Raw genomic sequence first — 24,794 nt, 5'->3', positions numbered from 1 at the left:
TCTTTTAAAGAGGATGTTTTTTTTATTTCTCCTCAAAACTACATCTTTACATTTTCTAATTAAAATTTCATATATAATGAATTTGTTTTACAGAGAAATTGGTGAAAGAGGAAATAAACCATTAATCATACTTCATGGACTTTTCGGACAATGCGATAATTGGATGACATTAGGGAAGCAATTGTCGGAAAAATTACATGTTTTTTTGGTTGATCAACGTAATCACGGTCAGTCGCCGCATAGCGATGACTTTAATTATCAGTTGATGGCAGAGGACCTAAAGGAATTTATTGAGACACATCAGTTAGAAAAGCCGATTATATTGGGACATTCAATGGGAGGAAAGACTGTGATGCAGTTTGCTGCCAATTATCCTGAAATGGTCAGCAGAATGGTTGTAGTAGATATTTCACCTCGTTTTTATCCCGTACATCATCAAACTATTTTGGAAGGATTGAATGCTTTACCAATCGATTCTATAAAAACTAGAGGCGAAGCGGATAAGTTATTGGCAGAATATATACCAAACTTCGGTGAACGATCGTTTCTATTAAAGAACATCTACCGAAAGAAAGAAGGAGGTTTTGCTTGGAGAGTCAATTTACCTGTCATTACAGCTAAAATTGAGGAAGTGGGTAAAGCTTTAGCAATGACACATTCCATCGAAGTACCAACATTATTTATTGGAGGCACGAACTCCAACTATATACAACAAGCAGATCAAGAAGAGATTAATGAAAAATTTGCCTCTGTTTCAGTCGAAATGATTGAAGGAGCAGGACATTGGGTACACGCTGAGAAGCCTCAAGAACTACTTTTGGCAATTAATAGCTTTATTTTTTAATTTATTAAAGTTTTTATTGTATTTTTAGGTGTTATAAATACTTTTATTCGTTCAACCCATTGACACATATGCACGCTGTGGAAGATTTTATACCATACAATTCTTTAGAAGTTCCAGAAGAACAAATGCTGAAGAAAACGCAGGAATACTACGATAAGATTAACAAAAGACGATCACTTAGGGACTTTTCTGATAAACCAGTGGAGAAAGAAGTGATTGAAAATATCATTAAGGCAGCAAGTTGTGCACCATCAGGAGCCAACAAACAGCCTTGGACTTTTTGTGCTGTTTCAAGCCCAGAAGTTAAAAAGAACATTCGTATTGCTGCAGAAAAGGAAGAGTATGAAGGCTATCACGGCAGAATGAGTGAAGAGTGGTTGGATGACTTAAAACCCTTTGGTACGGATTGGAATAAACCTTTTTTGGAAAAGGCTCCATGGCTGATTGTGGTTTTTAAGCAAGTATATGAAATTGATGAGCATGGTATACGTCACAACAATTACTATGTAAATGAATCCGTAGGTTTGGCCAGTGGTTTTTTATTGAATGCCATTCATGAGGCAGGGTTAGTGGCTTTGACGCATACTCCCTCTCCAATGAACTTTTTGGCAAAGGAATTAAAACGCCCGGCGAATGAAAGACCTTACCTTCTAATACCGGTAGGATACCCAACAGATGATGCGAAGGTGCCTAACATTACAAGGAAACCGCTAAATGATATTGTAGAGTGGTACTAGATCACTTTAGAAAGATAAAAAGAAGCAATGTATCGAAAGGTGCATTGCTTTTTTTATACCTTATTTTATTATATTGAGCCCAAATTAAAGCACTATATTTTTTTCAAAATGAGCAAACTATTTTCATTCCTAAGCACTTTTGTGTTATTAGTTTTACCCTACTTTTCTTACGGTCAATTGACTCCGACTGACCTTTCTCCTCAAAAGAAGCAATACTTATCTCTTGTTTGGTTAGATAAGGATTTTAAATCAATGGTTTCTAACAATTTTTCTAAGGGGATTTTCTATGTAAAAGTCAATTATAAAACAGAAGAAGATAAAAAGTATTACCTAATTTTTGATGTTTATTCTAAAAACTTAGTGATGATCAATGAAGTGAAATCAGGTGTGAATAATGGCAAAAGCTACTTTTATGATAGTGAGGATAGGCTAAAGATTGTAGGGAATTATACAAAAGGAAAGAAGAGCGGGAATTGGATAGACTATTATTACTATGACTACTTCAAAAAAGAATTTAAATACGATCAAGACGTAGAGTTCGTAAGTACAATAAAAACACCCAATGGTGAAGTTTTAATAGAAGATGGAAATGGTGTGATTGAACTCCGAATTTCCGACTCAGAAGTTTATAATGAACATTATCAAGAAGGAAAAATTGACTGTTCTTTTATAATAAATGGGAATCAAGATAGCATATATATTATTTCTGAAAAACAAGCTGAACTTAAATCAAAAGATCGTTTAAAAAAGTATTTGAGAAAAGAATTAAAAGGAATAAAGTATGAAATCTATCATGAGAAAGATTTAAGCATGAGGATTCTAATCAATGAAAAAGGTAAGGTTGTAGATATTGAAATGGTAGATGGCTTTACGGAATGGGTGAATGGATATTTATTGAAAGCTTTAAGAAATACTGATGACTTTTGGGAAGCAGCTGAATACGAAGGAAGAAAAGTATCTTCTTATTACAATTATTCTGTGAAGCTATTTGATATAATTAAACCCATCAAAGTGAAAAATATGGGAGTTGTAGTGAATCAAGAGGGAGTAGTAAAACGTAGATCAATGTTTGATCCGTATACGGAGAAGTCAATTTATGATTTGAGGTCTACAATTTTTAGTTTATCACCTGCTAATTTATCACCAGTTGGTTTATTTGCTAATTCTTTACCAGATAACAGTCCAACTTCAATTACCCACAGAGATGTACTTAAGGCAAAGAGAAAAGATATGATAGAAGATATGCAAAAATACCTTTTGGAGCGAAACTTTGGTTTTTTGTTGAGAATGAAAAATATTACACCTCCTCAATAAGCACTTTTATGGAGAAATATTCCACAAATACCGTATTGTTAAACATTTATAAAAATGTAAAATAAACACTTAAATAAATACCTTCATTATCAGTTGTTAACGTATACCCTAAAGTACTTATTTCAACTTAATACTTTAATTGTTATGTCGGATAAAGAAAAACTATACGAGATTTTAGGCGAACTATTATTTGTGGTGGCAAAAGCGGATGGTGTGATTCAAGAAGAAGAAAAAGCAGTTCTGGAAAACTACTTTAAAGACCATCCTTATGGTGAAGACATCAGACGGTCTTTCAATTATGAAGCTCAAAAAGATACACCTGTAGAGGATGTTTACAACAAGGTAATTGATTATTGTAAACATTACGGCCCTACCAATGAGTATCAAGAATTTATAAAAGCCATGGAAGTAGTAGCAGAGGCGGCTGACGGTGTAGATGATAACGAGACAGCCGTGATGCAATCCTTCTCCCATGATCTTTTGACAAGGTTTAAAAAAGACCTTGAAACAATACAATCTTAAAAAGTATCAACTTAGCGATACATTAAATATACGGCAGCTTTTTTCTTAAAGGCTGCCTCGTCTTTTCTCCAGTAATTTTTAATTCCATCGAAAGTATAAGAAGCCATAAACCCTTCTCTGATTTTGTTACTTCCACACACTTTATCAAACATTCCCCATCTATTTTGATGAGCATTGAAAAGGTCTTTAGCAGGATGCAATTGATGATGAACTGCTAATACATGAAACTGGATTTCAGATAATCGAACCTTATCATAATCGGTGACATACACCTGAACTCCATGTAATTTTATCCCTTTTTTCTCTTTATAATAAGGTGTAAAAGAAAGCCCCCTGAAATATACACCTTCTAAGTTTAATGCATTTAAATGTTGAGCAAACTGAGCTGTATTGATATATTCTGCTCCAAATAGTGTAAATGGCAGGGTATAGCCAATTCCAATAAAGTTTCCTTCTAGTTCTCCTATAATACCACTAGCAGGGTAAAGTTCAGCCACTTCAGGAAATGGAATATGTGGTGAAGTAGGCACCCAATGTCTCCCTGTATCTTGAAAGCGCATCTCTCTTTTCCAGCCTTTCATCGGAATAACATTGAGCTTGCATTGCGTCTTATTTTTTAACCATCCTTCATAGTTCATCATATAGGCCAACTCACCTACCGTCAAACCATAGATATAAGGAATAGGAAATTGACTTACAAAAGAAAAGTAGCCCGGCTCAACAATGTTTCCTTCAATTTTATTGCCACCTAGAGGGTTGGGTCTATCCAATACAATGACCTCTTTATTATTCTCAGCTGCTGCTTCCATCACTAACCCCAATGTACTGATAAAAGTATAAGATCTTACCCCAATATCTTGAATGTCATACACAATTACATCTACGTTTTGGAGCATAGCTGCTGTAGGTTTTCTTGTTTTTCCATAAAGTGAATAAACAGGAAGTCCCGTCACTGCGTCCGTATTACTATCCACATGAGCACCGGCATCTGTATCGCCACGCACACCGTGCTCAGGTCCATAAAGTGCTGTGAGGTTGACATTTTTTGCTTGGAATAATATATCTACAGTTGAGACAAAATCATGATCAATTCCCGTGGGGTTAGTCACTAATCCTACTCTTTTCCCTTCTAATGCCTTGAAATTTTGATCTCTCAATACCTCTATGCCTACTTTAACAAGTGGTGTAGAAGTTTGAGAAAAAGTGATGATGGAGTTGAAAAATAATAAGGTAAATAGTAATGTTCTTAGAGGATAATAATTGGAATACTTCATTAAAAATCGGTTGGTTTAAATTAAGTCGAGATAGACCTTTGCAAGATGGCTTTCTCTAGAGAAGATGATTATTAAATAAAGATACTCAATAAAAAATTGATTTGTGAAAAGGTATTTGTCTTGAAACAAAAAAACGTCTGAGATTTCTCCCAGACGTTTCTAATTCAATCTATTTTATCGCACACTTTTATATATCATATTAGATGAAGTGGTAGCGTACAAACGCTTCCATTGCTTCATATTCTGCTAGACCAAGTGCATTGTATAATTTCGCAGTATCCGAATTACGCTCTTCTGCTCTTTGCCAGAATTCACGGTCATCTGTTCCTTGGAATACTACGCCATCTTTTTGTGACTCATGGAAGAAAATGGCTTTTCTTTTTGTAAGAACTTGCTCAGGTGACATTGGTACAGCCATTTCGATTTCGTCGATTGGCCACTCATGCCATGCACCTCTGTACATCCAAACCCAACAGTCTTTCATGTACTCTTCAGTTTTCAACTCCTCTAAAGCAGCAAAGATAGCATCTAAGCATACACGGTGCGTACCATGCGGGTCCGCTAAGTCACCTGCGGCGTAGATTTGGTGAGGCTTGATATCAGAAATAATATTCTTGATGATCTCAATGTCCGCTTCACCTACTGGGTTTTTACGAACTTTTCCTGTTTCATAGAAAGGTAAATCTAAGAAGTGTACTTGTTCTTTTGGAATACCAGTGTAACGACATGCCGCAATCGACTCATCTCTACGAATCTGACCTTTGATTTGTCTTACTGCTAGTGAATCAATATCACCTTCTTCTTTGGCATCAAGGAAACCTGTAATCTCCTTGAATTTAGATTTTGATTCAGCAGATCCAAAACCGAATTTGTCCATCAATGAGTTCGCAAATGTAGCATATCTACGAGCATCATCATCAGAAACGGCAATGTTACCAGAAGTTTGGTAAGCAACGTGTACTTCATGTCCTTGGTCCACTAAACGTTGGAACGTACCACCCATTGAAATTACGTCATCATCAGGGTGAGGAGAGAAGATAATTACACGTTTCTTCGCAGGAACAGCTCTTTCAGGACGTTGTGTGTCGTCTGCTGAAGGCTTACCGCCTGGCCATCCTGTAATTGTATGTTGTAAAAGGTTGAATACTTCGATGTTCAAATCGTAAGCAGAACCTTTAGTGGATAATAAGCTATCTAAACCACTTTCCAAGTAATCCTTGTTTGTTAATTTCAATACAGGTTTACCTGTTTTATAAGCTAACCAAACTACCGCTTTCTTTACCATAGCAGTAGTCCACTCTACTTCTGAAACTAACCAAGGAGTTGTGATACGTGTCAATTGTTCTGTAGCACCTTCATCGATAAATACAGAAACATTATCGTGTTTTTGTAGGAAAGTTGCAGGTACTTGCATTGAGATATCGCCCTCTACCATTTTCTTTACGATAGGCGCTTTACCAGAACCCCAAGCCATCATAATGATTCTCTTAGCTTGCATGATTGGTTTTACACCCATTGTGATGGCACGTTTCGGAACGAAATCCAAACCACCAAAAGAAGGAGCAGCGTCAATACGAGTGACTGCATCTAAAGTCACCATACGAGTACGGCTGTTTTCTGTTGAGCCTGGCTCGTTGAAACCAATGTGACCTGTACGACCAATACCTAATATTTGTATATCCAATCCACCTGCATTTGCAATCTTCGACTCATAGTCTTTACAGAAAGCATAAACATTTTCGATCGCTAAAGTACCGTCAGGAATGTGGATGTTTTTTTCTTGAATATCAATGTGGTCGAATAAGTTTTCCTTCATGAAACGTACATAAGAATGTACTGAATCAGGTTGCATAGGATAATATTCGTCCAGGTTAAAAGTAATTACATTTTTAAATGACAATCCTTCTTCTTTATGTAAACGAATTAATTCATCATAAACCTTTAAAGGAGAAGAACCTGTTGCTAAGCCTAATACTGCATTTTCACCTTTTGAAGCTTTATCTCTAATAAGATCAGCGATTTCATGTGCAATCACAGTAGACGCTTCAGCATTTGTTGAAAAAGTGTAGGTTTGAAGACGTTCAAATTCTCTGTCCGTCATTACTTGTTGGTTCAACAATGTTGTGTTCATAGTCATTCAATTTTACTTTGTAGTGGTATTATAAAATCAATAATTGAAATTGATTTATGCTCAAATTTAGAAAGTGATCACCGCTCCACATAAGTTTTTCGGTACAAAACATTCGTCTATAGTTAAACGCCGTTTATCTAAAAAGAGGCGTTGTTTGACGTAGTAATTAATGTTAATACGCTAAAAGGGGTGTTAACTTCCTATGATAACCACGTACAGATTGAATTCTATGTTAACCGCACATGAAGTAATCCGTAACCGTACCACTTTTTATTTACTTTTTACTTAGAGTTTTTTTCTTTTTCTTCGGGTTCGATGATTTTTTTTCAGTGAAAAGTGTTTTTCGACCATGTTTAGAGCAGATCGGGCATTCATTTGGATCATGACGCTGTGCAGGACAATATTCTCTACCAAAATAGATAATCTGAAGATGAAGGTCATTCCAGTCTTTCTCATCGAATAGTCGTTTAGCATCTTTTTCCGTTTGCTCCACGCTTTTTCCAGTAGACAGCCCCCAACGGTACATCAATCTGTGAATATGCGTATCTACAGGGAATGCCGGAACACCGAAAGCTTGTGACATCACGACCGAAGCAGTTTTGTGTCCTACAGAAGGTAATGACTCTAAGTCCTTAAAGTTATCAGGCACTTTGCCTCCAAATTTCTCTACTATAATCTTCGACATCCCGTAAATGCCTTTTGATTTCATCGGCGAAAGTCCACAAGGTTTGATAATCTCTCTGATTTCTTCCACGCTCAATTGCATCATATCATAAGGATTGTCTGCTTTGGCAAACAATAGAGGGGTAATCTTGTTTACTCTTTCGTCAGTACATTGTGCTGATAAGGCCACTGCGACAAGTAGTGTAAATGGATCTTTGTGGTCTAATGGAATGGGTGGATTAGGGTATAAACCTTGTAAAGTTTGAACGATATCTTGAACTTTTTCCTGCTTAGTCATTGTTTATAGTTTTAATTGAGACAGCAATTTATGAAAGTATCAAGGTTTTATATAAACATCGAGGTAACGAATAATTCATTTTTTCACTATGTAGGTTTATAATACACTATTTTTTAAATATATTGTGTGATTATAGCTTCAGAATAAATAAGAAGTGCTAAGATAGAGGTGATCAGAAATCGTTGATTTTGTTTTTCATTCAAGTTAGAGTTGAACTGGAAGCGTGAAACCAAATAAGAGTGATTAACAAGTATTCTAATGAATATTTAGAAGAAGTTTACGAGGGATAGACAACATTTTTTAGTACTAAAATCAATAAAAATCGATATTTAATCTAATGAATTTCGAAAACTTAGAAGAAGAGGCATTGATTGACCTTGTGAAGGGGGGTGATCGTTTCGCTTGGGAATATATAACAAAGGAATACTATCAGGCAATCCTCAACTTTATCAATGGAATGGTAAAAGACTGGGAAACTGCCGAGGAGTTGGTACAGGATATATTTGTCAATTTTTGGAGTAAAAGAGAATCTTTAAATATAAATCTTTCATTAAAAGCGTATTTATACCGATCAGCAAGAAATCATACGTTGAATTTTATCAAGAGAAGAAATTTTGAACGTGATTATCAGAAAGGGGTTGCTGAAAGAATGGTTATTTCAAGTAATGACACGGAGGACACTTATCACTTTTCAGAATTAGAAAAGCGTCTGTCGGAAGCGATTGAAGAGTTGCCGGAAAAAATGAAAGAAATTTTTAAGATGAGTCGTTTTGAGGATTTGACTTACAAAGAAATTGCAGACGCATTGGATATTCCTGTAAGAACAGTGCATTATCAAATTGGCTTAGCATTAAAACAATTAAGAGAAAAATTAAAAGGGCATGTAGACCCTAGTCTAATGGCATTGGAAGGTGGAATAGTGATTGGCTTGATCATTGACTATTTATTACAATTCAATTTATTTTAGATTTTTTTTGTCTTGCCATGCATTTCAATTGTCTTGGCTTTAAGGACGATTATATTGTGTGATTCCGCTATGAAGAGTCATAAAAAATAAAGGACTTAAAATGAATATTCATCATGACTTGTCCTTACGATTATTATAGAGTAATAAAGAATTTATCATATTTATCCGATACAACATGGATAAGGAAATTAACATTGATTGGACACTGATTGCAGAAAGTTTAGGTGGTGATCAAATGGCTGTTGTTAAAGCAAAACAGCTGGCTGAAACCGATGAGACTTTTAAGAGTGTTCTTTCAGAAGTAACAGAGATCTGGATTCAATCCACTACTATAGGTCAAGAAAAGAAGCGTATACTAAATTCTTCTCGATTAGATGCTAAAGTAAACGAAATCTGGGATAAGATTTTGGAAGTTGAATCTGAAGAAACAAAAATTGCTACTACATTAGAAAACCAATCTAATGAGGTGAGTGAGGAAGTATTGGACATTTGGTCTGCTGCTGGTTCGCTTGGTAAGAAACAACGTAAAGACGTATCTTCTGAAGACATGGATGCTGCAATGGCAAAAATGTTATTAAGAATGAATGTTTCTGCTGAAGAGAAAAAGGAGGCTCCAGCTTTTAAAGTGGAGAAAAACCTTTCAGCAAAGAAAAACAATACTTCAACATGGTCATTCCCTAACAGTATGGCTGCAGCTGTAGCTATTTTGTTGACATTAGGCTTGTCAATGTTCTACTATTTAGACAGTGATAAAGTACAGATGTTGCAAAAAGAGACAGGCAATACTACTGCTTTGGTGAAGCTACCTGATGGTACAAAAGTTTGGCTGAACAAAGAAAGTTCTATTCGTTACCCAGAATCTTTTGGTGACAACGATAGAGTAGTTTCCCTAGAGGGTGACGCCTTCTTTGAAGTAAAAAGAGATGAAGAACATGCGTTTAATATCATCACTTCAGAAGCAACAACTACCGTATTGGGTACGTCTTTCCACTTGACGCAAAATCAAGTAGAGGTAGTGACAGGTAAGGTTAGATTCGAAAGTAAAGAATCAGGAGAGTATGTTGTTTTAGTCAAAAATGAAACAGGTGCTATTGCAGATGGTACAGTGAGTAAAACTGTGTATGAGCAAGAGCTCAATGCCGCTTCATTAATGCAAACAGAACTTTCTTTCAAAGGTGCAAACCTTTCAGATGCCATTAAAGAAATTGGAAAAGCATACAATACTTCTATTGTTATCGAAAACAAACAATTAGAGAAACGTAAATTCACTGGTACTTTTAGAAATAAAACATTGGAGACAGTGATTGAACAAGTTTCAGAAGTTGTTGGTTGTGATACTGAAAAATTAGAAGATGGAACAGTGGTATTGAAATAACACTTTTCTACATCTATTGAAATATCTTGAAAACCACTCTAGTAATAGAGTGGTTTTTTATTATCCGAAAATTTCTATAAGATTGGTTATTTTTGAGTATGAAATCAATCACAGAAATCTTTAAAGGCCTAGAATTAACCGAATCAGAATATACCTTCATCCAAGAAAGGTGTCAGAAATTAGAGCTAAGCAAAGGAGATATTTTATTAGAAAAAGGACAGCCAACGCTTTCACAATATTATGTTTTAGAAGGTTGCTTACGTTCTTTTTTTGAAGACACTCACGAAAGAGATCATACTTTGCAATTTGCGATTCATGATTGGTGGATCAGTGATTATACGGCCTTTTTTGATGGAAACCCTGCTGTTTTAACGATTGAAAGCATTCAGAAAACAACTGTATTAGAATTTTCAAGGGAAGCTCAAATTGAGATTTTTGAAAACATACCGAAAGTAGAAAGTTTCTTCAGAGAAAAAATGGAGCATAGTTTTGGAGCTTTTCAAAAGCGAATCATTAATGATCTATCAAAAACAGCCAAAGAGAAATACCTTGATTTTCTTCAAACTCATAAGGAAATTGAAACCCATATTAAAAACTATCACATTGCATCCTTTTTAGGTATTACAACAGAAAGCCTAAGTAGAATCAGAAGGGAAATAGCGAAGCATTAGTTGCTTTATTTGACCTTTCGTCTTTTCTTATCATAGATCAATTTTTTCACTGAATTATTTTTTTGAGCTTTGCATCATCAAAAAATAAAACAGTTATGATCAATATTAAAAACTTCTTAATCGGTTTATTATCGACTTTAATTTTTGCTTCATGTGGAGCAGACAATTCTTCTCAATCATCAAAAGAAACAAAGAGTGAAACGAAAGCTGTAAAAAAGGTTTTATTCGTTTTAACCAGTCATGATCAATTAGGTGGTTCAGGAGAAAAAACAGGTTTCTGGATTGAAGAGTTTGCGACTCCTTATTACTTCCTAAAAGATAAAGGCGTTGAAATTACATTAGCTTCACCGAAAGGCGGACAACCTCCATTTGATCCAAAAAGTGATGCCAAAGATGCTCAAACTCCATCAACAGTTCGTTTTAAAGCAGATGAGGAAGCGAAAGCTCAAATGGCGAATACTTTAAAATTATCTACAGTCAATGCGGCTGATTATGATGCAGTATTCTATCCAGGTGGTCACGGTCCATTGTGGGATTTGGCAACAGATGAGAATTCAATTGCATTGATTCAAGACTTTTACAATTCAGGTAAGCCTGTTTCTGCAGTGTGTCACGCGCCGGCTATTTTCAAAAATGTAAAAGCAAAAGATGGTGCTCCATTGGTGAAAGGTAAAAAAGTAACAGGTTTCTCTAACACTGAGGAGGCGGCTATCCAATTGACTGACATCGTTCCTTTCTTAGTAGAAGATATGTTACAAGAAAATGGAGGTACTTACTCAAAAGGTGCAGACTGGTCAGCGTATGCAGTAGAAGACGGATTGATCATCACAGGTCAAAATCCTGCTTCATCAGAGTTAGTAGCTGAAAAATTATTGAAGCAATTGAACTAATTTCAAGTGTATTAGATTCTAGGTCAAAAGAATAAATTCAACAAATATTTAAAAGTGGTAAAGCTATTTGATATAGTTTTACCACTTTTTTATTGGTAGAATACGAATGACTTTGAATAAAAATGACCTTAAAAAAATTAACTGTATCTTTGCACTGAATTTAATATCAACCTAATGCATAATACGTTAGAATTAGATACAATTGTTGCCTTAGCAACAGTACCAGGGCAGTCAGCCATCCATGTCATTCGTTTGTCAGGACCTGATGCCATTAAAATTGTAAACAAAGTTTTCAAAGGGAAAAACCTAGAAAAACAAGAAGGTCATACGGCACATTTTGGTACTATCCGTGAAGAGGATGGAACTATTGTAGATGAAGTATTGGCGACTATTTTCTATGGGCCTAAGTCATATACAGGAGAGAATACCGTGGAAGTTTCATGTCACGGTTCTCAGTTTATCGTCGATCAATTGCTCCAGCTTTTTATGAAAACAGGAGCCCGCTACGCCAAAGCAGGAGAGTTTACCCAACGTGCATTTGCCAATGGAAAACTCGACTTAGCACAAGCAGAAGCCGTAGCTGATTTGATCGCCGCCGATTCACATGCTTCAAGAGACGCCGCTATGCAACAAATGCGTGGAGGTTTTTCAAAAGATATCAAAGCACTTCGCGAAAAGCTGATCCACTTCGCATCCATGATCGAATTGGAATTAGATTTCTCAGAAGAAGATGTGGAATTTGCTTCAAGAGATGAGTTAGTCGATTTGATCAACGAATTAAAACGCGTAATCAAAGCCTTGATCGATTCCTTCTCTATGGGTAACGTGCTGAAAAATGGTGTTCCCACCGTTATTGCAGGTAAACCCAATGCCGGAAAATCAACACTATTGAACGCCCTTCTGAATGAAGAAAAAGCAATCGTATCAGACGTAGCAGGTACCACTCGTGACTTTATCGAAGATGAAATCAATATCGGTGGCGTAACCTTCCGTTTTGTAGATACGGCAGGGCTTCGCGAAACACAAGATAGAGTAGAGGCTATCGGTGTACAACGTTCTTACGAAAAAATGAAAAAGGCTTCATTGATCATGTATATGTTTGATGCAGCCACTTCCACTTTCGAAGACGTAAAAGCAGAAGTTGAAGCCCTAGAACAATTAGGTGTACCCTATATTCTTGTCGCTAACAAACTAGATCAATTAGAAAACGGTTTATCAGCAGAATTCAAAGAATTCTCAGAGCATCTTTTAGAAATTTCAGCCGATAAAGGCACAGGAGTTGAAGAGTTAAAAGAGCGTGCACTACATCTCGTTAATCTTGATAAAGTACAATCAGGAAATACAATGGTCACCAACGCCCGTCACTATCAATCACTCCGCGAAACCATGAAAGCATTAGACGATGTAATCAACGGAGTCGAAATGGGTATGACTGGAGATTTCTTGGCATTAGATATTCGTACGTCATTGCATCATTTGGGTGAGATCACTGGTGAGGTAACTACGGATGATTTGTTGGAGAATATTTTTAGTAAGTTCTGTATCGGCAAGTAGGTACAGAATTTATAGCTTTAAGGATATTGAAAAGAGGGTTTTTGCCCTCTTTTTTTGTACTTTCTAGTTTACCTAATGAGAAAAAATAATAGGAATTAGTCTTATATAATTTTGTCTTAGTACTTATAAGTTACGTAACCCCTCGTTACAGTAAGTTACTTATATGGGAGTTCGAAACCCTTCATCTTTGTATCGTTATCAATTTAAAATTATACAAAAATGAAAAACACAAAACAGTTATCTCGCAATTTATTATTCATGTTAGCTTTATCAATGAGTTCATTATTCGTTTCATGTGGAGATGATCATGATGACTACTATGAAAGACCTCCTAAACCATCATCTTCATTGCCTAATGGTTGCTATTGGAAATGGGATCATGATGATCGCGAGTGGGAAAGAGAATGTGATGGTAGATATTCAGGAGGAAGATATGATAGAAATAATCCTCCTTCAGAAAGGCTTCCAATTGGTTGTCACTGGGAGTGGGATCATGATGATCAGCATTGGGAAAGAGATTGTGATTAATCTATTCAATTAACCAAGGTTTTTAATCAGTATCAGTTCGCAAAATAATTTATACTGATGATGATTAAATAGGTTTTTCACTTTGGGTTGCCTTAATCAAACCATTGTAATCTTTATTTCATTCAAATTCAACCATAGAAAATATACAAGTGATGAAAAAATATAATTTATTCTTAGCGTTCTTATTCTTAATGTTATTAACTGGAATTAAATATTCAAATGCTCAAGTAGCCGGAGATAATTTAGATTACTTTAATGCACAACGTCAGCCAGTACAGACAAAAGTAGAAGTTCTTGATTTTACAGATAAGTCCGATTATCAGTTAGCAGAATATCTTTCTAAGATTGATAGAGATACTGTTCCTTCTGAGGTTTTAAAACAATATGCTCATGTGGTAGAAAATAACCGTAAAATAGCTCCTGAATATGTGGCAATGATGGAAAAACAAGCAGAAATAAGAGGAGTAGATGTTGTTCAATTGTTTGCTGAAGCAAGTTATGTGGATGTTGAAGTGTCTGAATATGGTAAGACCAAGATTAAAAAAGCTTTAAAAGGATGTACCTCTATGGCTTTTAATAATGGAATTGTTGGCCAAAATAATGACATGGGGATTGATTTCCTTAAAGGAGCACCAACGGTAATGATTAGGACGAAAAATTCTTTATTTATTCCTACAGATGGAGCACATTTTCAAGGTATGGGAGAACATGTGGGAATAGTTTTAAATACAATTATAGATATAGAATCAGGTAATACTTTAGGTAAAGACAATATAGTTTCAACGGATGCAGTATTTGCCATGGCTGTACAATGTAAATCCGCAAAAGAATTTTTGGAAAAAATAGAAGGGTATGCTACTCCTTCTCCTATTAATTTTACTGTTGCAGATGACCAAGGTAATCATTTTGCAGTTAGAGTTTTCTCAGATAGACTTGAAGTAGCTAACCACAATGAAAGAGGCAGTTATAGTGCTAATCACACACAAGTCACAAAAGATGCAATTTTAGAAAAATTTGATATTTACACGGCTAACAGTTTTACCGCTAATACTTTTGCAAGAGAAGATGCTGCAGGTTTATTTTTAGAATATACACCTGAACTTTCTGTAAAATCGATGCAACATTTATTTAGTGTTCGTCCAATTAATATCTCTAAAGATGCTCCAGAATCAACATTTGTAACTGTGCAAACAATGATTTTTGATGTTGTAAATGGAGTTGCTTATATCACGCCAGACAACCCTAGGTTTGTGGATTACACGAAGATCAATTTAAAGAGTAATACGGTTTCTAAGTAATTCAATCTATACAACAAACAAACCTATTATATATTGTCATGAAAAAAATATTTATACCTATTGTTATAGCCATCTTATGTATAAAATCATTTGCTGTAACAGCACAAGATACCACTCCTGAAATTGATAATGCTAAACCTACTAATCTTTATACTTCGGTGATGGCTGAAGGTGAAATATCAGAGAGTAGTGTAGGAATGAGGTTCTCAATTGATAAAGCTTCGGCAGATGGTAAAACAATGATTGTAGGAGAACTACCTGTTATGTATGATAATAACTCAGGTAAAGTAAATATTGAGAATGCCCGACTGAGAGTATTTCATGTTGTGAATAAACAATATGATCGGGTCATGGGAACTTGGGGAGCAAGTGTTGATGTCATTGCTCCTGATACTAATGATGATATGTGGATGATTAGTCCGGGTGTATTGTTAGGTGTAATGGCCTGGGAGAAAGTTCAGTTCTTTCCAATCATCTCTTATCAGTATAGATCAAACTTTCAAGGTGCTGTACAGCATGGTATAAGTTTTCAGGTAGTTACCCCAATTCAAATTAATGATAAGTTTTTTCTAAGGGCTAATCCGGCAATACAACTACCAGATTTCCGCCACTCTCAAACAGACTTATCTTTTGAATTAGGATCTTATGTAACGATCAGTAAAAATTTACAATGGACTACAACAGTGACAACATCACAACATTATGGTAATACTATAAGAACAGGAATTTCTATTTTCTTATAAATGATCAAAACAATAATTTGATTTTTTTGTCAACAAGGTCAACATTCTTAGAGTGTTGACCTTAAAGTTTTTTTGAGGTTTCTGATTTATTTTCCCAAAAAATAAATGATGATCACATAACTCCCCGTTACTCCCCGTTACTTATATCTCCTATACTTTTTAAGCACATTTGTATTGTAATCATTTACCAAAATATAAATTATAATACAATGAAAGTAATATCAGCATTAACAACAGGAATACTTATAATTTTAGGATATTCGAATCTTTTTGCTCAAAATACTCCTTCTGCATTTGGTAGTGGATATGATGTTCAAGATTTTCATAGGGCATATTCTATTCAAGATATCACACCACAGAATATGCAACAATGGCCTTATAATAGCTATGTAAGTGCTAATTGGGATAAATACTCAACTATTGGAACCGCCCCAGTGTCGAAATCTCAACTTCCAATAGAAATCACTTTAGATTATAAATATAATTTAAACACCTCTTTTGATTCATCACATACTTACATTGAACGTTTACAAGCCAATCAGGTAAAAGGGTTTGTGATTATGAAAAACAATACAATCCTTGCAGAATATTATGATAATGGATTTACTGTAGATCAAACCAATTTACTACAATCGGCCTCTAAAACGTTTGTTGGAGTGATCACTCATCAGTTGATAGATAATAAACAAATTAACCCTGAAGAACGAATGGATTTCTATATCCAAGAGTTCAAAGGGACACCTATTGGCAAAGCAACAGTACAACAAGTACTCGATATGACTAGTGGTTTACCAACGTTATTGGATTTACATACAGAAGGTGCTGATGGCCAAAAGTATGAAGTTGAAATTGGTCTTCAAGAAGGTAATCCTCAGGGTAATATTGAGGTGATAGCTCAATCTGAAACAATAGCTACGGCAGGTACAGAATTTAACTATACAGATAAAAACACTGACGCATTGGTGTATTTATGTCAGGTAGTAACAAAGCTTCCTTTTAACGAATTACTTAGTGGTTTATTCAAGGAATTTGGTGCAAATCAAGATGGTTCAATCGCTGTAACTAAAAACGGGAATGCTGCAGGCTGTTATGGTATTAGTATTTCTGCAAGAGATTTTGCTTTATTCCATCAATGGATTGCTCAAGGGAACGCCCCACATAGTTACTACACCTCTGTAACAGATGAAAGAAAAAACCTAATTGGCAAAAATGAAATAGGGAAGCTATTAGGGGACGATATCACTTACGGTTCTCAAAGTTATTATATCAATAATGAAAAAATCATCTATTCAAGTGGGTCTTATGGTCAATTAGGCTTTAGCGATTTGTCGTCTGGTATATCTGTAATATTCCTTCAAGACTGGGCTGTAAATGCTGAGTTAGATAAATATTACACTACAAAATCGATGGCACTCGGCATCATTAAAAATCTAAGAGCAGATGAACAAAATGTATCTAAATAATTTATCAATCTTAATAAACAAAATAATTATGAAAGCGTTTAAAATTATCTTCGTCATTACAATTTTCATGGGTTTGTTCTCTTGTTCAAAAAATAGACGTGAAGAACCTAGGCCTTCATACCCAGTCTTTGAACAAGGAGCTTACTATAGAAATGAAGCTCAAAATATTTACAGAGTAGATAAATTAGATAACAATAATTTAAATTTACTATTTATAGGAGAGAATGAAGAACAACATTTCTGTATGGCATTCGGAAGACCTGATGGATTGTATGATTTAGAGTTTTATGCTATAGTTAGAAATTGTAGTGATGTAGAAAATATTAAAGAATTAAGGGAAGCGGTCAATCTACAAGGAACTAAAATTGAGTTTAATAATCCATGTGATGGTGACCCTAATGGTCTACAACCTGAACTTCCAATCTTATAATAAACTTACAATAACCTGCCATTGAATCTTGTTCAATAGCAGGTTGTTTTTTAAATTATTTTCTTTATTAAATCAGGATGTCCCCATAATGAAAGCAATTTTATAGGATCATCTTTAAAAGTAGGTACTGATTCTAGTAAGGAACTAGAATATTTTTCTTTTAAATCATCTGTCTTGCTAAGTTTACTCAATAGAAATAAATTAAAGAAAAACAGATGTTCTTCTAGTTTCTTTAATAGTTCAACTGAAGCTTTTTCTCCATTTAATAAAATCAGAAAGGCCTCTACCGAAGAACATACAGAAGGAAGCTGTTCTGTAAATGCTAACAGTTTATTCTTCAACTCAAAAAATGTCTTCTCATCACCAAAATAGCCTGCCAATAACATCTCTTGTACTAATGTCTCAAAATGCTTTCCTTGAATTGCTTTTAATTTATTCAATACTTTAGAAGCTCCTTTATAATCTGCTTGATAAATTTTACGCCAGATATTCTCCACCAAAAAGTCAGATGTTTCTTTATTATAAATAGCATATAGCTCGTCAGCTCTTTCTAATCCTTTAGGGAAATTCAGAAGGTTGTATTGAAAATCAATGTGATAATATTTTACAAGAACAGAAGCGATGAACGAATTCTTTGTAGTGGCTAATACTTTTTCTAAGCGATTTATAAGATCTCCTACGTACTCCAACCAACCTTTCTCAAGGATGATGTTCTCAAAGTCCATAAACTTTTTAATCCAGTTGAATCCCTCTAAGGTTTCTATTTCTTCTTTTAATGTACCGTAGGGTCCATCAAGATACGTCTGTGCAAACAATAATAACTTCTCTATAGTATTGTTATTCTCATCAATATCAAAAGTATTGGTGATGATCCCTTTTTGGTTTTTATCCTTAATATTTATCCCGAATTGATGTTCGTTCATAAAATAGGAGATGTAAAAATCAGCATCATTCTTATCTGTAAGTTTGAAAAAACCTGTTCGGAGCAACCTTGAAAAAAGTACTTCTTTGAAATAATTTGAGGTTTGTTCTACATCATTCTTTAGGATTGATAAAGGTGAAACATGAACTATTGGAAAAGAGCTATTTGTAGTTTGTTTTTTCTCTGGTGAGTTAGGTGATTTGATTACTTCATTTTCAGAAAATCGAGGTTTGTAGCTTCCTCTAGGAATAGTGATGATAATATCCTCATTACTTCCTTCTTGTAAATAGTATTTAGACAACAACACCCTTAATCGGCCCATTTGTACGCGAACAATTGGATCCAAAGAAGGGTCAAAGTCTTGATCTCTATCAAAAACATCTAATGCAATAGTATAAGAAGAAAAATCACTTTCTTCACCTTTATCACTGTTATCTACTAGATATTTAAGCAGTGCTTTTGCTCTAAAAGAAGAAACAAACACTTCACTTTCTAGAATACGTTCTAATGTTGAAAAAATCTTTTGTTGGTCCATTTTCTAAGCCTCTTCATTTTAATGATTATTGAAGATAGAAAATTAATGACTTATAAAAGAGTCTTCTTGTTCACAATTTTAAATTTCAGGATTGTTCTTTCTGAAGGTCACAAAATGAACTAAATGAAGATGGTAAAATAAACACTGAAAGTATGTGCATTTTTACGAAATTCGCCTTTATAAAATACACCTACCTGATACTTGTCCTTACAAATATCTACTACAGGCTCTACCTCTAATACAAATTCACTTTGTGAGAAGTTGCTCATATCTTTTACATCAAGGATAGGCTTTACATGTACAAAAAGATCTTCTGAAAGGACAAATGAAGATAGAAACTCGATATTCAGTCCATGATATATTTGATCCTTAGATTGTTCTGATTGTTTTTGCTGATAGGTGTATTGATATGCTATTGTTGGAAAAAAAGATATCGTTTGTGATTTATTCGCCATAAACCCTAGCATCAGACCGGGAGCAAATTTAAAGCAACCATCTCCAATACCTTTCTTTGTATCTCCTAAAGGTAAAGTAACATCTAAAGACAAGCCTACTGAACTGATTGTTTTAGTATAATCTTTAAAAGGAATGTAGAAATACCTTAACCTAGGGTCTCCTAATCCCGATGCATTTGTTTTGGGTAAAAATCTATACGGAAGCTCCACTAATAACAAATTTGTCTCATCAAAAGTATAGCTCACTCGGGGATTGTAAGAGTAGGTATCTCCTTCTGGAGAATGATTAAACTCTACAAAGTGATCTATCTGAGAATAAATATTGGTAGGTTTTGAATTATCTTTTTCTTCTTGGCTATATATTAAGTTAGAAAAACTAATGAATATTAAAGTCAATAAAAAAGATACCTTCTTATTTAAATTAACAGATTGATAGAACATAATAAGGATGTTTTAGAATTAAATTGTTTTACAAACTTCCTTATTTATGCTATAGGATATAAGTAACGTTAGGTTATTTAGAGTAACAAATAGTAGCTGGTATAAGTAACGTAACCCCTCGTTACAGTAAGTTACTTATATGGGAGTTCGAAACCCTTCATCTTTGTATCGTTATCAATTTAAAATTATACAAAAATGAAAAACACAAAACAGTTTTCTCGCAGTTTATTATTCATGTTATTATTGACAATCAGCTCTCTATTAGTATCATGTGGCTATAACGATGACTACTATGGAGAAAGACCTCCAAGACCAAATACCCCTTTACCTGATGGTTGTCATTGGGAATGGGATCATGATGATCATCACTGGGAAAGAGAATGTGATGGTAGATATTCAGGAGGGAGATATGATAGAAATAATCCTCCTTCAGAAAGGCTTCCAATTGGTTGTCACTGGGAGTGGGATCATGATGATCAGCATTGGGAAAGAGATTGTGATTAATCTAATTAAATAATCAATATTCTTAATCATCATCAGTCTGAAATGTAATCTTGACTGATGATGATTAAAGTGATAAATAAGATTTTTATTGAAGTAAATGTTAAAATCAATATTTTTCTACTTCAAAAATCATCAAAAATAGTATTTGACAATTTTGTACGCTACTTATCCGCTTAAATTTCAGAAACAACCTTAACGATGTCAAAAACGTATATTTTAAGGGTGTTGTTATGTTCTGTATCGGAAAATAAATTGTATTTTTAGAAGTTTACTTCATTGAAAAGAGGGTTTTGCCCTCTTTTTTTGCTGTTAATTATCTGTAAAAACATAGAATAAAACTTGCTGGTTTAACCTTAGAAGAGTTTGCTGTTAGGTTTGGAGTAGCATTGACAGTGATAAGAAAAATAGAACAAGGTAAAACCAATTTAAACCTTGATAAGGTGAATTTTGCATTAAGAATATTCAATCTTGAACTATTGCCTGTAAATAGTTGTGAGTTAAAAGAAAAATTAGAGATGAGGGAAGTATATTCAGAGTATCTCCCCAGAACATTATAGTTATCAACTTGATCAGTTTAGAATAAGAAGTATAGACGAAATCATTTGATAAGTGAGAATAACCTATCACTATATGATAATAAATACTATTTGCTTCTTAGGTATTTAGGAGAATAACCAAATTCTTTTTTAAAAGCGTTGGTTAGATGACTTGGGTGAGTGAAATTAAGGTTGTAAGCAATATTTGAGATAGGATCATCTGTTTCAAGTAATAATTTATGTGCTTTATCTAATCTTGCTTTTTTTATGTATTGATAGGGACTAGTTCCATAAAACTGTTTAAAGTTTTTATATAAGCTTGGTATACTAATCCCAAATTTTTTGGCAATCTCTTGAATTTCAATATTTGAATATAAATTATCCATTAAATATTCTTTTATATCGATAGCTTTCTGAAATTTAACATTCGTTGATCCATAAGCATCTTTATCTTGTAATCGCTTACGTATCTGAACAAGAAAAAAAGTCATTATCTCCAAAGCTTTAGAAATTGTATACCCAATCACTCCGTCACTTTTTTCTTGAATTTTAAATAGTTCATCAACTTTGATTCTTAATTCAGGTAACATTCTTTCATGAATAACCAATGGTTCGGGTGAGTTTAATATAGAGGCTACAACGGAATGATCTATTGCACTGAAATCACAAATTGTATCATTCTTTATTTTTAGAGTGATGATTTCGAAATATTGATCTTTTGGTATCAAAATATCATATGGATGAGGAGCATTGTATAATATGACCTCATTAAAACCAAAATTTCGTATTGTGATTAGCTTTTTCTGTAAGTCTACGTGAGACTTATTTCGAAGTAAATGAATTTCTGTCCAATCTTTTTTGGTTAAATCACCTTTAAAATAAAAATCTTTATCAAATTTTGATTTATTAATTGATATTGAAATGTTATTAATCTGATTGAAATTACCACAGTAAATCTGATACTCTTCCCCTTTTCTTTCTATACGATACCTATTATAGTTAGCACCTGTATATATCTTTTCGAGCCGTTTAAAATTTTCCTCAATAGTATAATCTCCTGTTGACCAAATTATTCTTTCTTCCATAATATATAAGTTTATGCAATTAAGATACTAAAATTTGTAATTCTTATATATTGATGAGGCCTAATTTTGTAAAACAATAAGCATAATCAGTAAAGAGATTATCATAAATGAGAGTTGTTTAACATTAAAACAAATAGATAAATGAGTTTGAAAAACTTACCATTAACTGTAATATTCTTTTTGGGTATTATATATCAATCAGTGGGGCAAGAGGTATTACCCTTTCCTAAGCAAAAATCAAAAAGTAAAGCAGGTTTAACGATAAAAAATTCTGTTTATCAGCCTACTCCAAAAGAAAAGCATTTGAGTGATGATGCTCCTAACATCTTAATTATTTTAATTGATGATGCAGGTCCAGCAACAGCTTCAACATATGGTGGAGAGATAAATACACCTACACTTTCAAGAGTAGCAAATATGGGTGTTTCTTATAACCGTTTTCACTCTACAGCGATGTGTTCTCCAACAAGAGCGTCTTTATTGACAGGTAGGAATCATACTTCAGTAGGAAATGGTCAGATTGCTGAGCTTGCGAATGATTGGGATGGTTATACCGGAGAAATTCCGAAGACATCAGCTACAGTAGCAGAAGTATTAAAAAATTACGGATATAACACCAGTGCTTTTGGAAAATGGCATAATACAGATCCTTTAGTAACAACAAACAAAGGCCCTTTTGATAAATGGCCTATGGGTTATGGCTTCGAATATTTTTATGGTTTTTTAGGTGGTGAGGCCTCTCAATACGAACCTCAAATGATTAGAAATACCACTTTTGTTGAACACCCTGAAACAAGTGGAGGGAATGATTATTACCATATGACAGATGACTTAGCAGATGATGCCATCAAATGGTTAAGAGATCAAAATGCTTTTTCTCCAGACAAACCATTTCTAATGTATTGGGCACCAGGAGCTGTACATGGACCTCATCATGTCAATAAAAAATGGGCAGATAAGTACAAAGGTAAATTTGATGACGGTTGGGACGCATACAGAGAAAGAGTATTTAAAAATCAAAAAGAGTTAGGTTGGATACCTGAAAATGCTACGCTTACAGACAGAGATACCACCTTAGCTGGATGGGATGAAATTCCAGAAGAGCAAAAGGATTTTCAAAGAAGGTTAATGGAAGTTTTTGCAGGTTTTACAGAACATACAGATTATAATGTTGGTAGAATAATTGATGAACTGGAAGCATTAGAAAAATTAGATAATACATTAATTTTTTATATCTGGGGTGATAATGGCTCATCTTCTGAAGGACAGAACGGTACGATTAGTGAACTTTTAGCTCAAAATAGTATTGCTACTAATATTGAACAACATATAGAAACCCTTGATAAACTTGGAGGTTTAGAGGTACTTGGTTCAAATAAAACAGATAATATGTACCATGCAGGATGGGCTTGGGCTGGTAGTACACCTTACAAAGGTACCAAATTATTAGCTTCACACTTTGGTGGTACTCGTCAGCCTATGGCGGTGGCATGGCCGGAAAAAATTAAAGTGGATAAGAAACCTCATTCACAATTTCATCATGTAAATGATATCACACCAACAATTTATGAAGTGGTAGGTATTACTCCTCCAAATGAAGTAAATGGATTTCCTCAAGATGATATTGATGGTGTTAGTATGGCGTATTCATTTAATGATGCTGACGCTAAAGGACAATTAAAAACACAGTTTTTTGATATTATGGGGAGTAGAGGCGTTTACTCAGATGGCTGGTTTGCCTGTACTTTCGGACCTAGAACGCCATGGGTACCCGGTGTTCCTAAAGGTATAGGTACATGGTCTCCCGAAAATGATCAATGGGAGTTGTATAACTTAAATGAAGATTGGACTCAATCAAATGATTTATCAAAAGTAAATCCTCATAAGCTTCAACTAATGAAAGATTTATTTTTAGTTGAAGCTGCAAAAAATGATGATTTACCTATCGGAGGTGCGCTATGGTCGATACTTTATCATCCAGAAGATGCTCCTAGATCACCTTATAAAGAATGGAGTTTTAAAGGAATAGTTGAAAGAATGCCTGAATTTTCTGCACCAAAATTAGGTACTATTTCAAATAAAGTAACTTTAAATGTAACTACTCAAAAGAACTCGGATGGTGTACTCTATTCGCTAGGAGGTTTCTCAGGGGGACTTTCAGTATATATGATCAATGGATACATTTACTATGAGTATAATCTTTTTGAAATCGATAGGACTATTATTAAATCAAAAACAAAATTGCCCGTTGGAGATGTAAAAATTGAAGTTATTTCTAAAATGACACAAAATAAAGCAAGAGCTCCAATGTCCATTTCTATACTCGTAAATGGAAAGGAAATAAGTAAAGGTACAGTTCCTGTCACTGCTCCTCTAGCATTTACTGCAAATGATTGTCTTGATTTTGGAAGTGATAAGGGCAGTCCAGTTTCAGAGAATTATTTTGATAAAGCTCCCTATAATTTCACAGGAGATTTTAAAGAAGCTAAAATCATCTACACTTTAGAAGATTAAACGGTAAATTTAAAAGAGATCCCCTAAGCAATAATTTGTTTAGGGGATTTTTTTTGAACTAAAATTATATAATTCAAAGGGACTATTTTATATCTCCAAA

At 34.3% G+C, this 24,794-nt stretch carries 23 protein-coding genes; 17 read left to right on the top strand and 6 right to left on the bottom strand.

Going from position 1 to position 24,794, the window contains the following annotated elements; all coding sequences use genetic code 11:
- Positions 1-76: 76 nt before the first annotated feature.
- The 4 genes from IC221_RS01995 to IC221_RS01980 all read left to right on the top strand — a co-directional run bounded on the left by IC221_RS01995 (position 77) and on the right by IC221_RS01980 (position 3,417).
- Positions 77-844, top strand: coding sequence for an alpha/beta fold hydrolase (locus tag IC221_RS01995; protein ID WP_188167365.1), 768 nt, complete (start codon positions 77-79; stop codon positions 842-844).
- A 77-nt stretch (positions 845-921) separates the two neighbouring features.
- A complete protein-coding gene (locus IC221_RS01990) occupies positions 922-1,581 on the top strand; it encodes a nitroreductase family protein (RefSeq protein ID WP_367397747.1) in 660 nt (219 codons plus the stop codon).
- A gap of 108 nt (positions 1,582-1,689) precedes the next feature.
- Positions 1,690-2,895: a hypothetical protein gene (locus tag IC221_RS01985; RefSeq protein ID WP_188167364.1), complete on the top strand. Its 1,206-nt coding sequence runs from the start codon at positions 1,690-1,692 to the stop codon at positions 2,893-2,895.
- Between the two features lie 144 nt (positions 2,896-3,039).
- Positions 3,040-3,417, top strand: coding sequence for a TerB family tellurite resistance protein (locus IC221_RS01980; RefSeq protein ID WP_188167363.1), 378 nt, complete (start codon positions 3,040-3,042; stop codon positions 3,415-3,417).
- Between the two features lie 11 nt (positions 3,418-3,428).
- Here IC221_RS01980 and IC221_RS01975 read toward each other — a convergent pair whose 3' ends face one another.
- The 3 genes from IC221_RS01975 to nth all read right to left on the bottom strand — a co-directional run bounded on the left by IC221_RS01975 (position 3,429) and on the right by nth (position 7,783).
- Entirely contained in the window at positions 3,429-4,691 is a 1,263-nt protein-coding gene (locus tag IC221_RS01975) for an exo-beta-N-acetylmuramidase NamZ domain-containing protein (RefSeq protein WP_188167362.1), read from the bottom strand.
- Positions 4,692-4,890: 199 nt separating this feature from the next.
- Entirely contained in the window at positions 4,891-6,822 is a 1,932-nt protein-coding gene (gene nagB / locus IC221_RS01970) for a glucosamine-6-phosphate deaminase (RefSeq protein WP_188167361.1), read from the bottom strand.
- A gap of 274 nt (positions 6,823-7,096) precedes the next feature.
- The gene (gene nth, locus IC221_RS01965; protein WP_188167360.1) at positions 7,097-7,783 is read right to left on the bottom strand and encodes an endonuclease III; all 687 of its coding nucleotides are present in this window, start codon (positions 7,781-7,783) and stop codon (positions 7,097-7,099) included.
- 337 nt (positions 7,784-8,120) lie between these two features.
- Between nth and IC221_RS01960 the strand changes: the two genes are divergently transcribed.
- The 10 genes from IC221_RS01960 (at position 8,121) to IC221_RS01915 (ending at position 17,702) form a co-directional block, all read left to right on the top strand.
- Positions 8,121-8,750, top strand: a complete 630-nt coding sequence (locus IC221_RS01960; protein WP_044208989.1) for an RNA polymerase sigma-70 factor — start codon at positions 8,121-8,123, stop codon at positions 8,748-8,750.
- Positions 8,751-8,925: 175 nt separating this feature from the next.
- On the top strand, positions 8,926-10,125 hold the full coding sequence (locus tag IC221_RS01955) for a FecR family protein (protein WP_188167359.1): 1,200 nt from the start codon (positions 8,926-8,928) through the stop codon (positions 10,123-10,125).
- Between the two features lie 98 nt (positions 10,126-10,223).
- Positions 10,224-10,796: a Crp/Fnr family transcriptional regulator gene (locus IC221_RS01950; protein ID WP_188167358.1), complete on the top strand. Its 573-nt coding sequence runs from the start codon at positions 10,224-10,226 to the stop codon at positions 10,794-10,796.
- A 95-nt stretch (positions 10,797-10,891) separates the two neighbouring features.
- Positions 10,892-11,686, top strand: coding sequence for a type 1 glutamine amidotransferase domain-containing protein (locus IC221_RS01945; RefSeq protein ID WP_188167357.1), 795 nt, complete (start codon positions 10,892-10,894; stop codon positions 11,684-11,686).
- A 174-nt stretch (positions 11,687-11,860) separates the two neighbouring features.
- Positions 11,861-13,240 carry a tRNA uridine-5-carboxymethylaminomethyl(34) synthesis GTPase MnmE gene (gene mnmE / locus IC221_RS01940; RefSeq protein WP_188167356.1) on the top strand — a complete coding sequence of 460 codons (1,380 nt, stop codon included), beginning with the start codon at positions 11,861-11,863 and terminating at the stop codon, positions 13,238-13,240.
- A 219-nt stretch (positions 13,241-13,459) separates the two neighbouring features.
- Positions 13,460-13,768: a hypothetical protein gene (locus tag IC221_RS01935; protein ID WP_188167355.1), complete on the top strand. Its 309-nt coding sequence runs from the start codon at positions 13,460-13,462 to the stop codon at positions 13,766-13,768.
- A gap of 152 nt (positions 13,769-13,920) precedes the next feature.
- The gene (locus tag IC221_RS01930; protein WP_188167354.1) at positions 13,921-15,066 is read left to right on the top strand and encodes a hypothetical protein; all 1,146 of its coding nucleotides are present in this window, start codon (positions 13,921-13,923) and stop codon (positions 15,064-15,066) included.
- 38 nt (positions 15,067-15,104) lie between these two features.
- Positions 15,105-15,809, top strand: coding sequence for a hypothetical protein (locus IC221_RS01925; protein ID WP_188167353.1), 705 nt, complete (start codon positions 15,105-15,107; stop codon positions 15,807-15,809).
- A 209-nt stretch (positions 15,810-16,018) separates the two neighbouring features.
- Positions 16,019-17,272 carry a serine hydrolase gene (locus IC221_RS01920; RefSeq protein ID WP_188167352.1) on the top strand — a complete coding sequence of 418 codons (1,254 nt, stop codon included), beginning with the start codon at positions 16,019-16,021 and terminating at the stop codon, positions 17,270-17,272.
- Between the two features lie 28 nt (positions 17,273-17,300).
- Positions 17,301-17,702, top strand: coding sequence for a hypothetical protein (locus IC221_RS01915; RefSeq protein ID WP_188167351.1), 402 nt, complete (start codon positions 17,301-17,303; stop codon positions 17,700-17,702).
- Positions 17,703-17,752: 50 nt separating this feature from the next.
- On the opposite strand, the gene IC221_RS01910 is transcribed toward IC221_RS01915, so the two are convergent.
- Positions 17,753-19,159 carry a hypothetical protein gene (locus IC221_RS01910; RefSeq protein WP_188167350.1) on the bottom strand — a complete coding sequence of 469 codons (1,407 nt, stop codon included), beginning with the start codon at positions 19,157-19,159 and terminating at the stop codon, positions 17,753-17,755.
- A gap of 119 nt (positions 19,160-19,278) precedes the next feature.
- The gene (locus IC221_RS01905) at positions 19,279-20,055 is read right to left on the bottom strand and encodes a hypothetical protein (RefSeq protein WP_188167349.1); all 777 of its coding nucleotides are present in this window, start codon (positions 20,053-20,055) and stop codon (positions 19,279-19,281) included.
- A gap of 195 nt (positions 20,056-20,250) precedes the next feature.
- Here IC221_RS01905 and IC221_RS01900 point away from each other — a divergent pair, with 195 nt between their 5' ends.
- Both IC221_RS01900 and IC221_RS01895 read left to right on the top strand, forming a co-directional pair.
- Complete coding sequence (locus tag IC221_RS01900; RefSeq protein WP_188167348.1) at positions 20,251-20,559, top strand: hypothetical protein; 309 nt, start codon at positions 20,251-20,253, stop codon at positions 20,557-20,559.
- Between the two features lie 332 nt (positions 20,560-20,891).
- Positions 20,892-21,116, top strand: a complete 225-nt coding sequence (locus IC221_RS01895) for a helix-turn-helix domain-containing protein (RefSeq protein WP_188167407.1) — start codon at positions 20,892-20,894, stop codon at positions 21,114-21,116.
- Positions 21,117-21,202: 86 nt separating this feature from the next.
- On the opposite strand, the gene IC221_RS01890 is transcribed toward IC221_RS01895, so the two are convergent.
- Positions 21,203-22,180 carry an AraC family transcriptional regulator gene (locus tag IC221_RS01890; RefSeq protein WP_188167347.1) on the bottom strand — a complete coding sequence of 326 codons (978 nt, stop codon included), beginning with the start codon at positions 22,178-22,180 and terminating at the stop codon, positions 21,203-21,205.
- Positions 22,181-22,321: 141 nt separating this feature from the next.
- On the opposite strand from IC221_RS01890, the gene IC221_RS01885 reads away from it, so the two are divergent.
- Entirely contained in the window at positions 22,322-24,694 is a 2,373-nt protein-coding gene (locus tag IC221_RS01885) for an arylsulfatase (protein WP_188167346.1), read from the top strand.
- The last annotated feature ends 100 nt before the right edge of the window (positions 24,695-24,794 follow it).

The sequence above is a fragment of the Flammeovirga sp. EKP202 genome, assembly GCF_014534745.1.
In the GTDB taxonomy this organism is placed as follows: Bacteria; Bacteroidota; Bacteroidia; order Cytophagales; family Flammeovirgaceae; genus Flammeovirga.
Note: the sequence above shows the minus strand (reverse complement) of the source record. Positions and strands in the feature narration are given on the sequence as shown.

Bases quoted from the DNA above. Each gene is read 5' to 3' on its own strand.
- IC221_RS01995 (WP_188167365.1), top strand. From the start codon at position 77: ATGAATTTGTTTTACAGAGAAATTGGTGAAAGAGGAAATAAACCATTA.
- IC221_RS01985 (WP_188167364.1), top strand. From the start codon at position 1,690: ATGAGCAAACTATTTTCATTCCTAAGCACTTTTGTGTTATTAGTTTTA.
- IC221_RS01980 (WP_188167363.1), top strand. From the start codon at position 3,040: ATGTCGGATAAAGAAAAACTATACGAGATTTTAGGCGAACTATTATTT.
- IC221_RS01975 (WP_188167362.1), bottom strand. From the start codon at position 4,691: ATGAAGTATTCCAATTATTATCCTCTAAGAACATTACTATTTACCTTA.
- nagB (WP_188167361.1), bottom strand. From the start codon at position 6,822: ATGAACACAACATTGTTGAACCAACAAGTAATGACGGACAGAGAATTT.
- nth (WP_188167360.1), bottom strand. From the start codon at position 7,783: ATGACTAAGCAGGAAAAAGTTCAAGATATCGTTCAAACTTTACAAGGT.
- IC221_RS01960 (WP_044208989.1), top strand. From the start codon at position 8,121: ATGAATTTCGAAAACTTAGAAGAAGAGGCATTGATTGACCTTGTGAAG.
- IC221_RS01955 (WP_188167359.1), top strand. From the start codon at position 8,926: ATGGATAAGGAAATTAACATTGATTGGACACTGATTGCAGAAAGTTTA.
- IC221_RS01950 (WP_188167358.1), top strand. From the start codon at position 10,224: ATGAAATCAATCACAGAAATCTTTAAAGGCCTAGAATTAACCGAATCA.
- IC221_RS01945 (WP_188167357.1), top strand. From the start codon at position 10,892: ATGATCAATATTAAAAACTTCTTAATCGGTTTATTATCGACTTTAATT.
- mnmE (WP_188167356.1), top strand. From the start codon at position 11,861: ATGCATAATACGTTAGAATTAGATACAATTGTTGCCTTAGCAACAGTA.
- IC221_RS01935 (WP_188167355.1), top strand. From the start codon at position 13,460: ATGAAAAACACAAAACAGTTATCTCGCAATTTATTATTCATGTTAGCT.
- IC221_RS01930 (WP_188167354.1), top strand. From the start codon at position 13,921: ATGAAAAAATATAATTTATTCTTAGCGTTCTTATTCTTAATGTTATTA.
- IC221_RS01925 (WP_188167353.1), top strand. From the start codon at position 15,105: ATGAAAAAAATATTTATACCTATTGTTATAGCCATCTTATGTATAAAA.
- IC221_RS01920 (WP_188167352.1), top strand. From the start codon at position 16,019: ATGAAAGTAATATCAGCATTAACAACAGGAATACTTATAATTTTAGGA.
- IC221_RS01915 (WP_188167351.1), top strand. From the start codon at position 17,301: ATGAAAGCGTTTAAAATTATCTTCGTCATTACAATTTTCATGGGTTTG.
- IC221_RS01910 (WP_188167350.1), bottom strand. From the start codon at position 19,159: ATGGACCAACAAAAGATTTTTTCAACATTAGAACGTATTCTAGAAAGT.
- IC221_RS01905 (WP_188167349.1), bottom strand. From the start codon at position 20,055: ATGTTCTATCAATCTGTTAATTTAAATAAGAAGGTATCTTTTTTATTG.
- IC221_RS01900 (WP_188167348.1), top strand. From the start codon at position 20,251: ATGAAAAACACAAAACAGTTTTCTCGCAGTTTATTATTCATGTTATTA.
- IC221_RS01890 (WP_188167347.1), bottom strand. From the start codon at position 22,180: ATGGAAGAAAGAATAATTTGGTCAACAGGAGATTATACTATTGAGGAA.
- IC221_RS01885 (WP_188167346.1), top strand. From the start codon at position 22,322: ATGAGTTTGAAAAACTTACCATTAACTGTAATATTCTTTTTGGGTATT.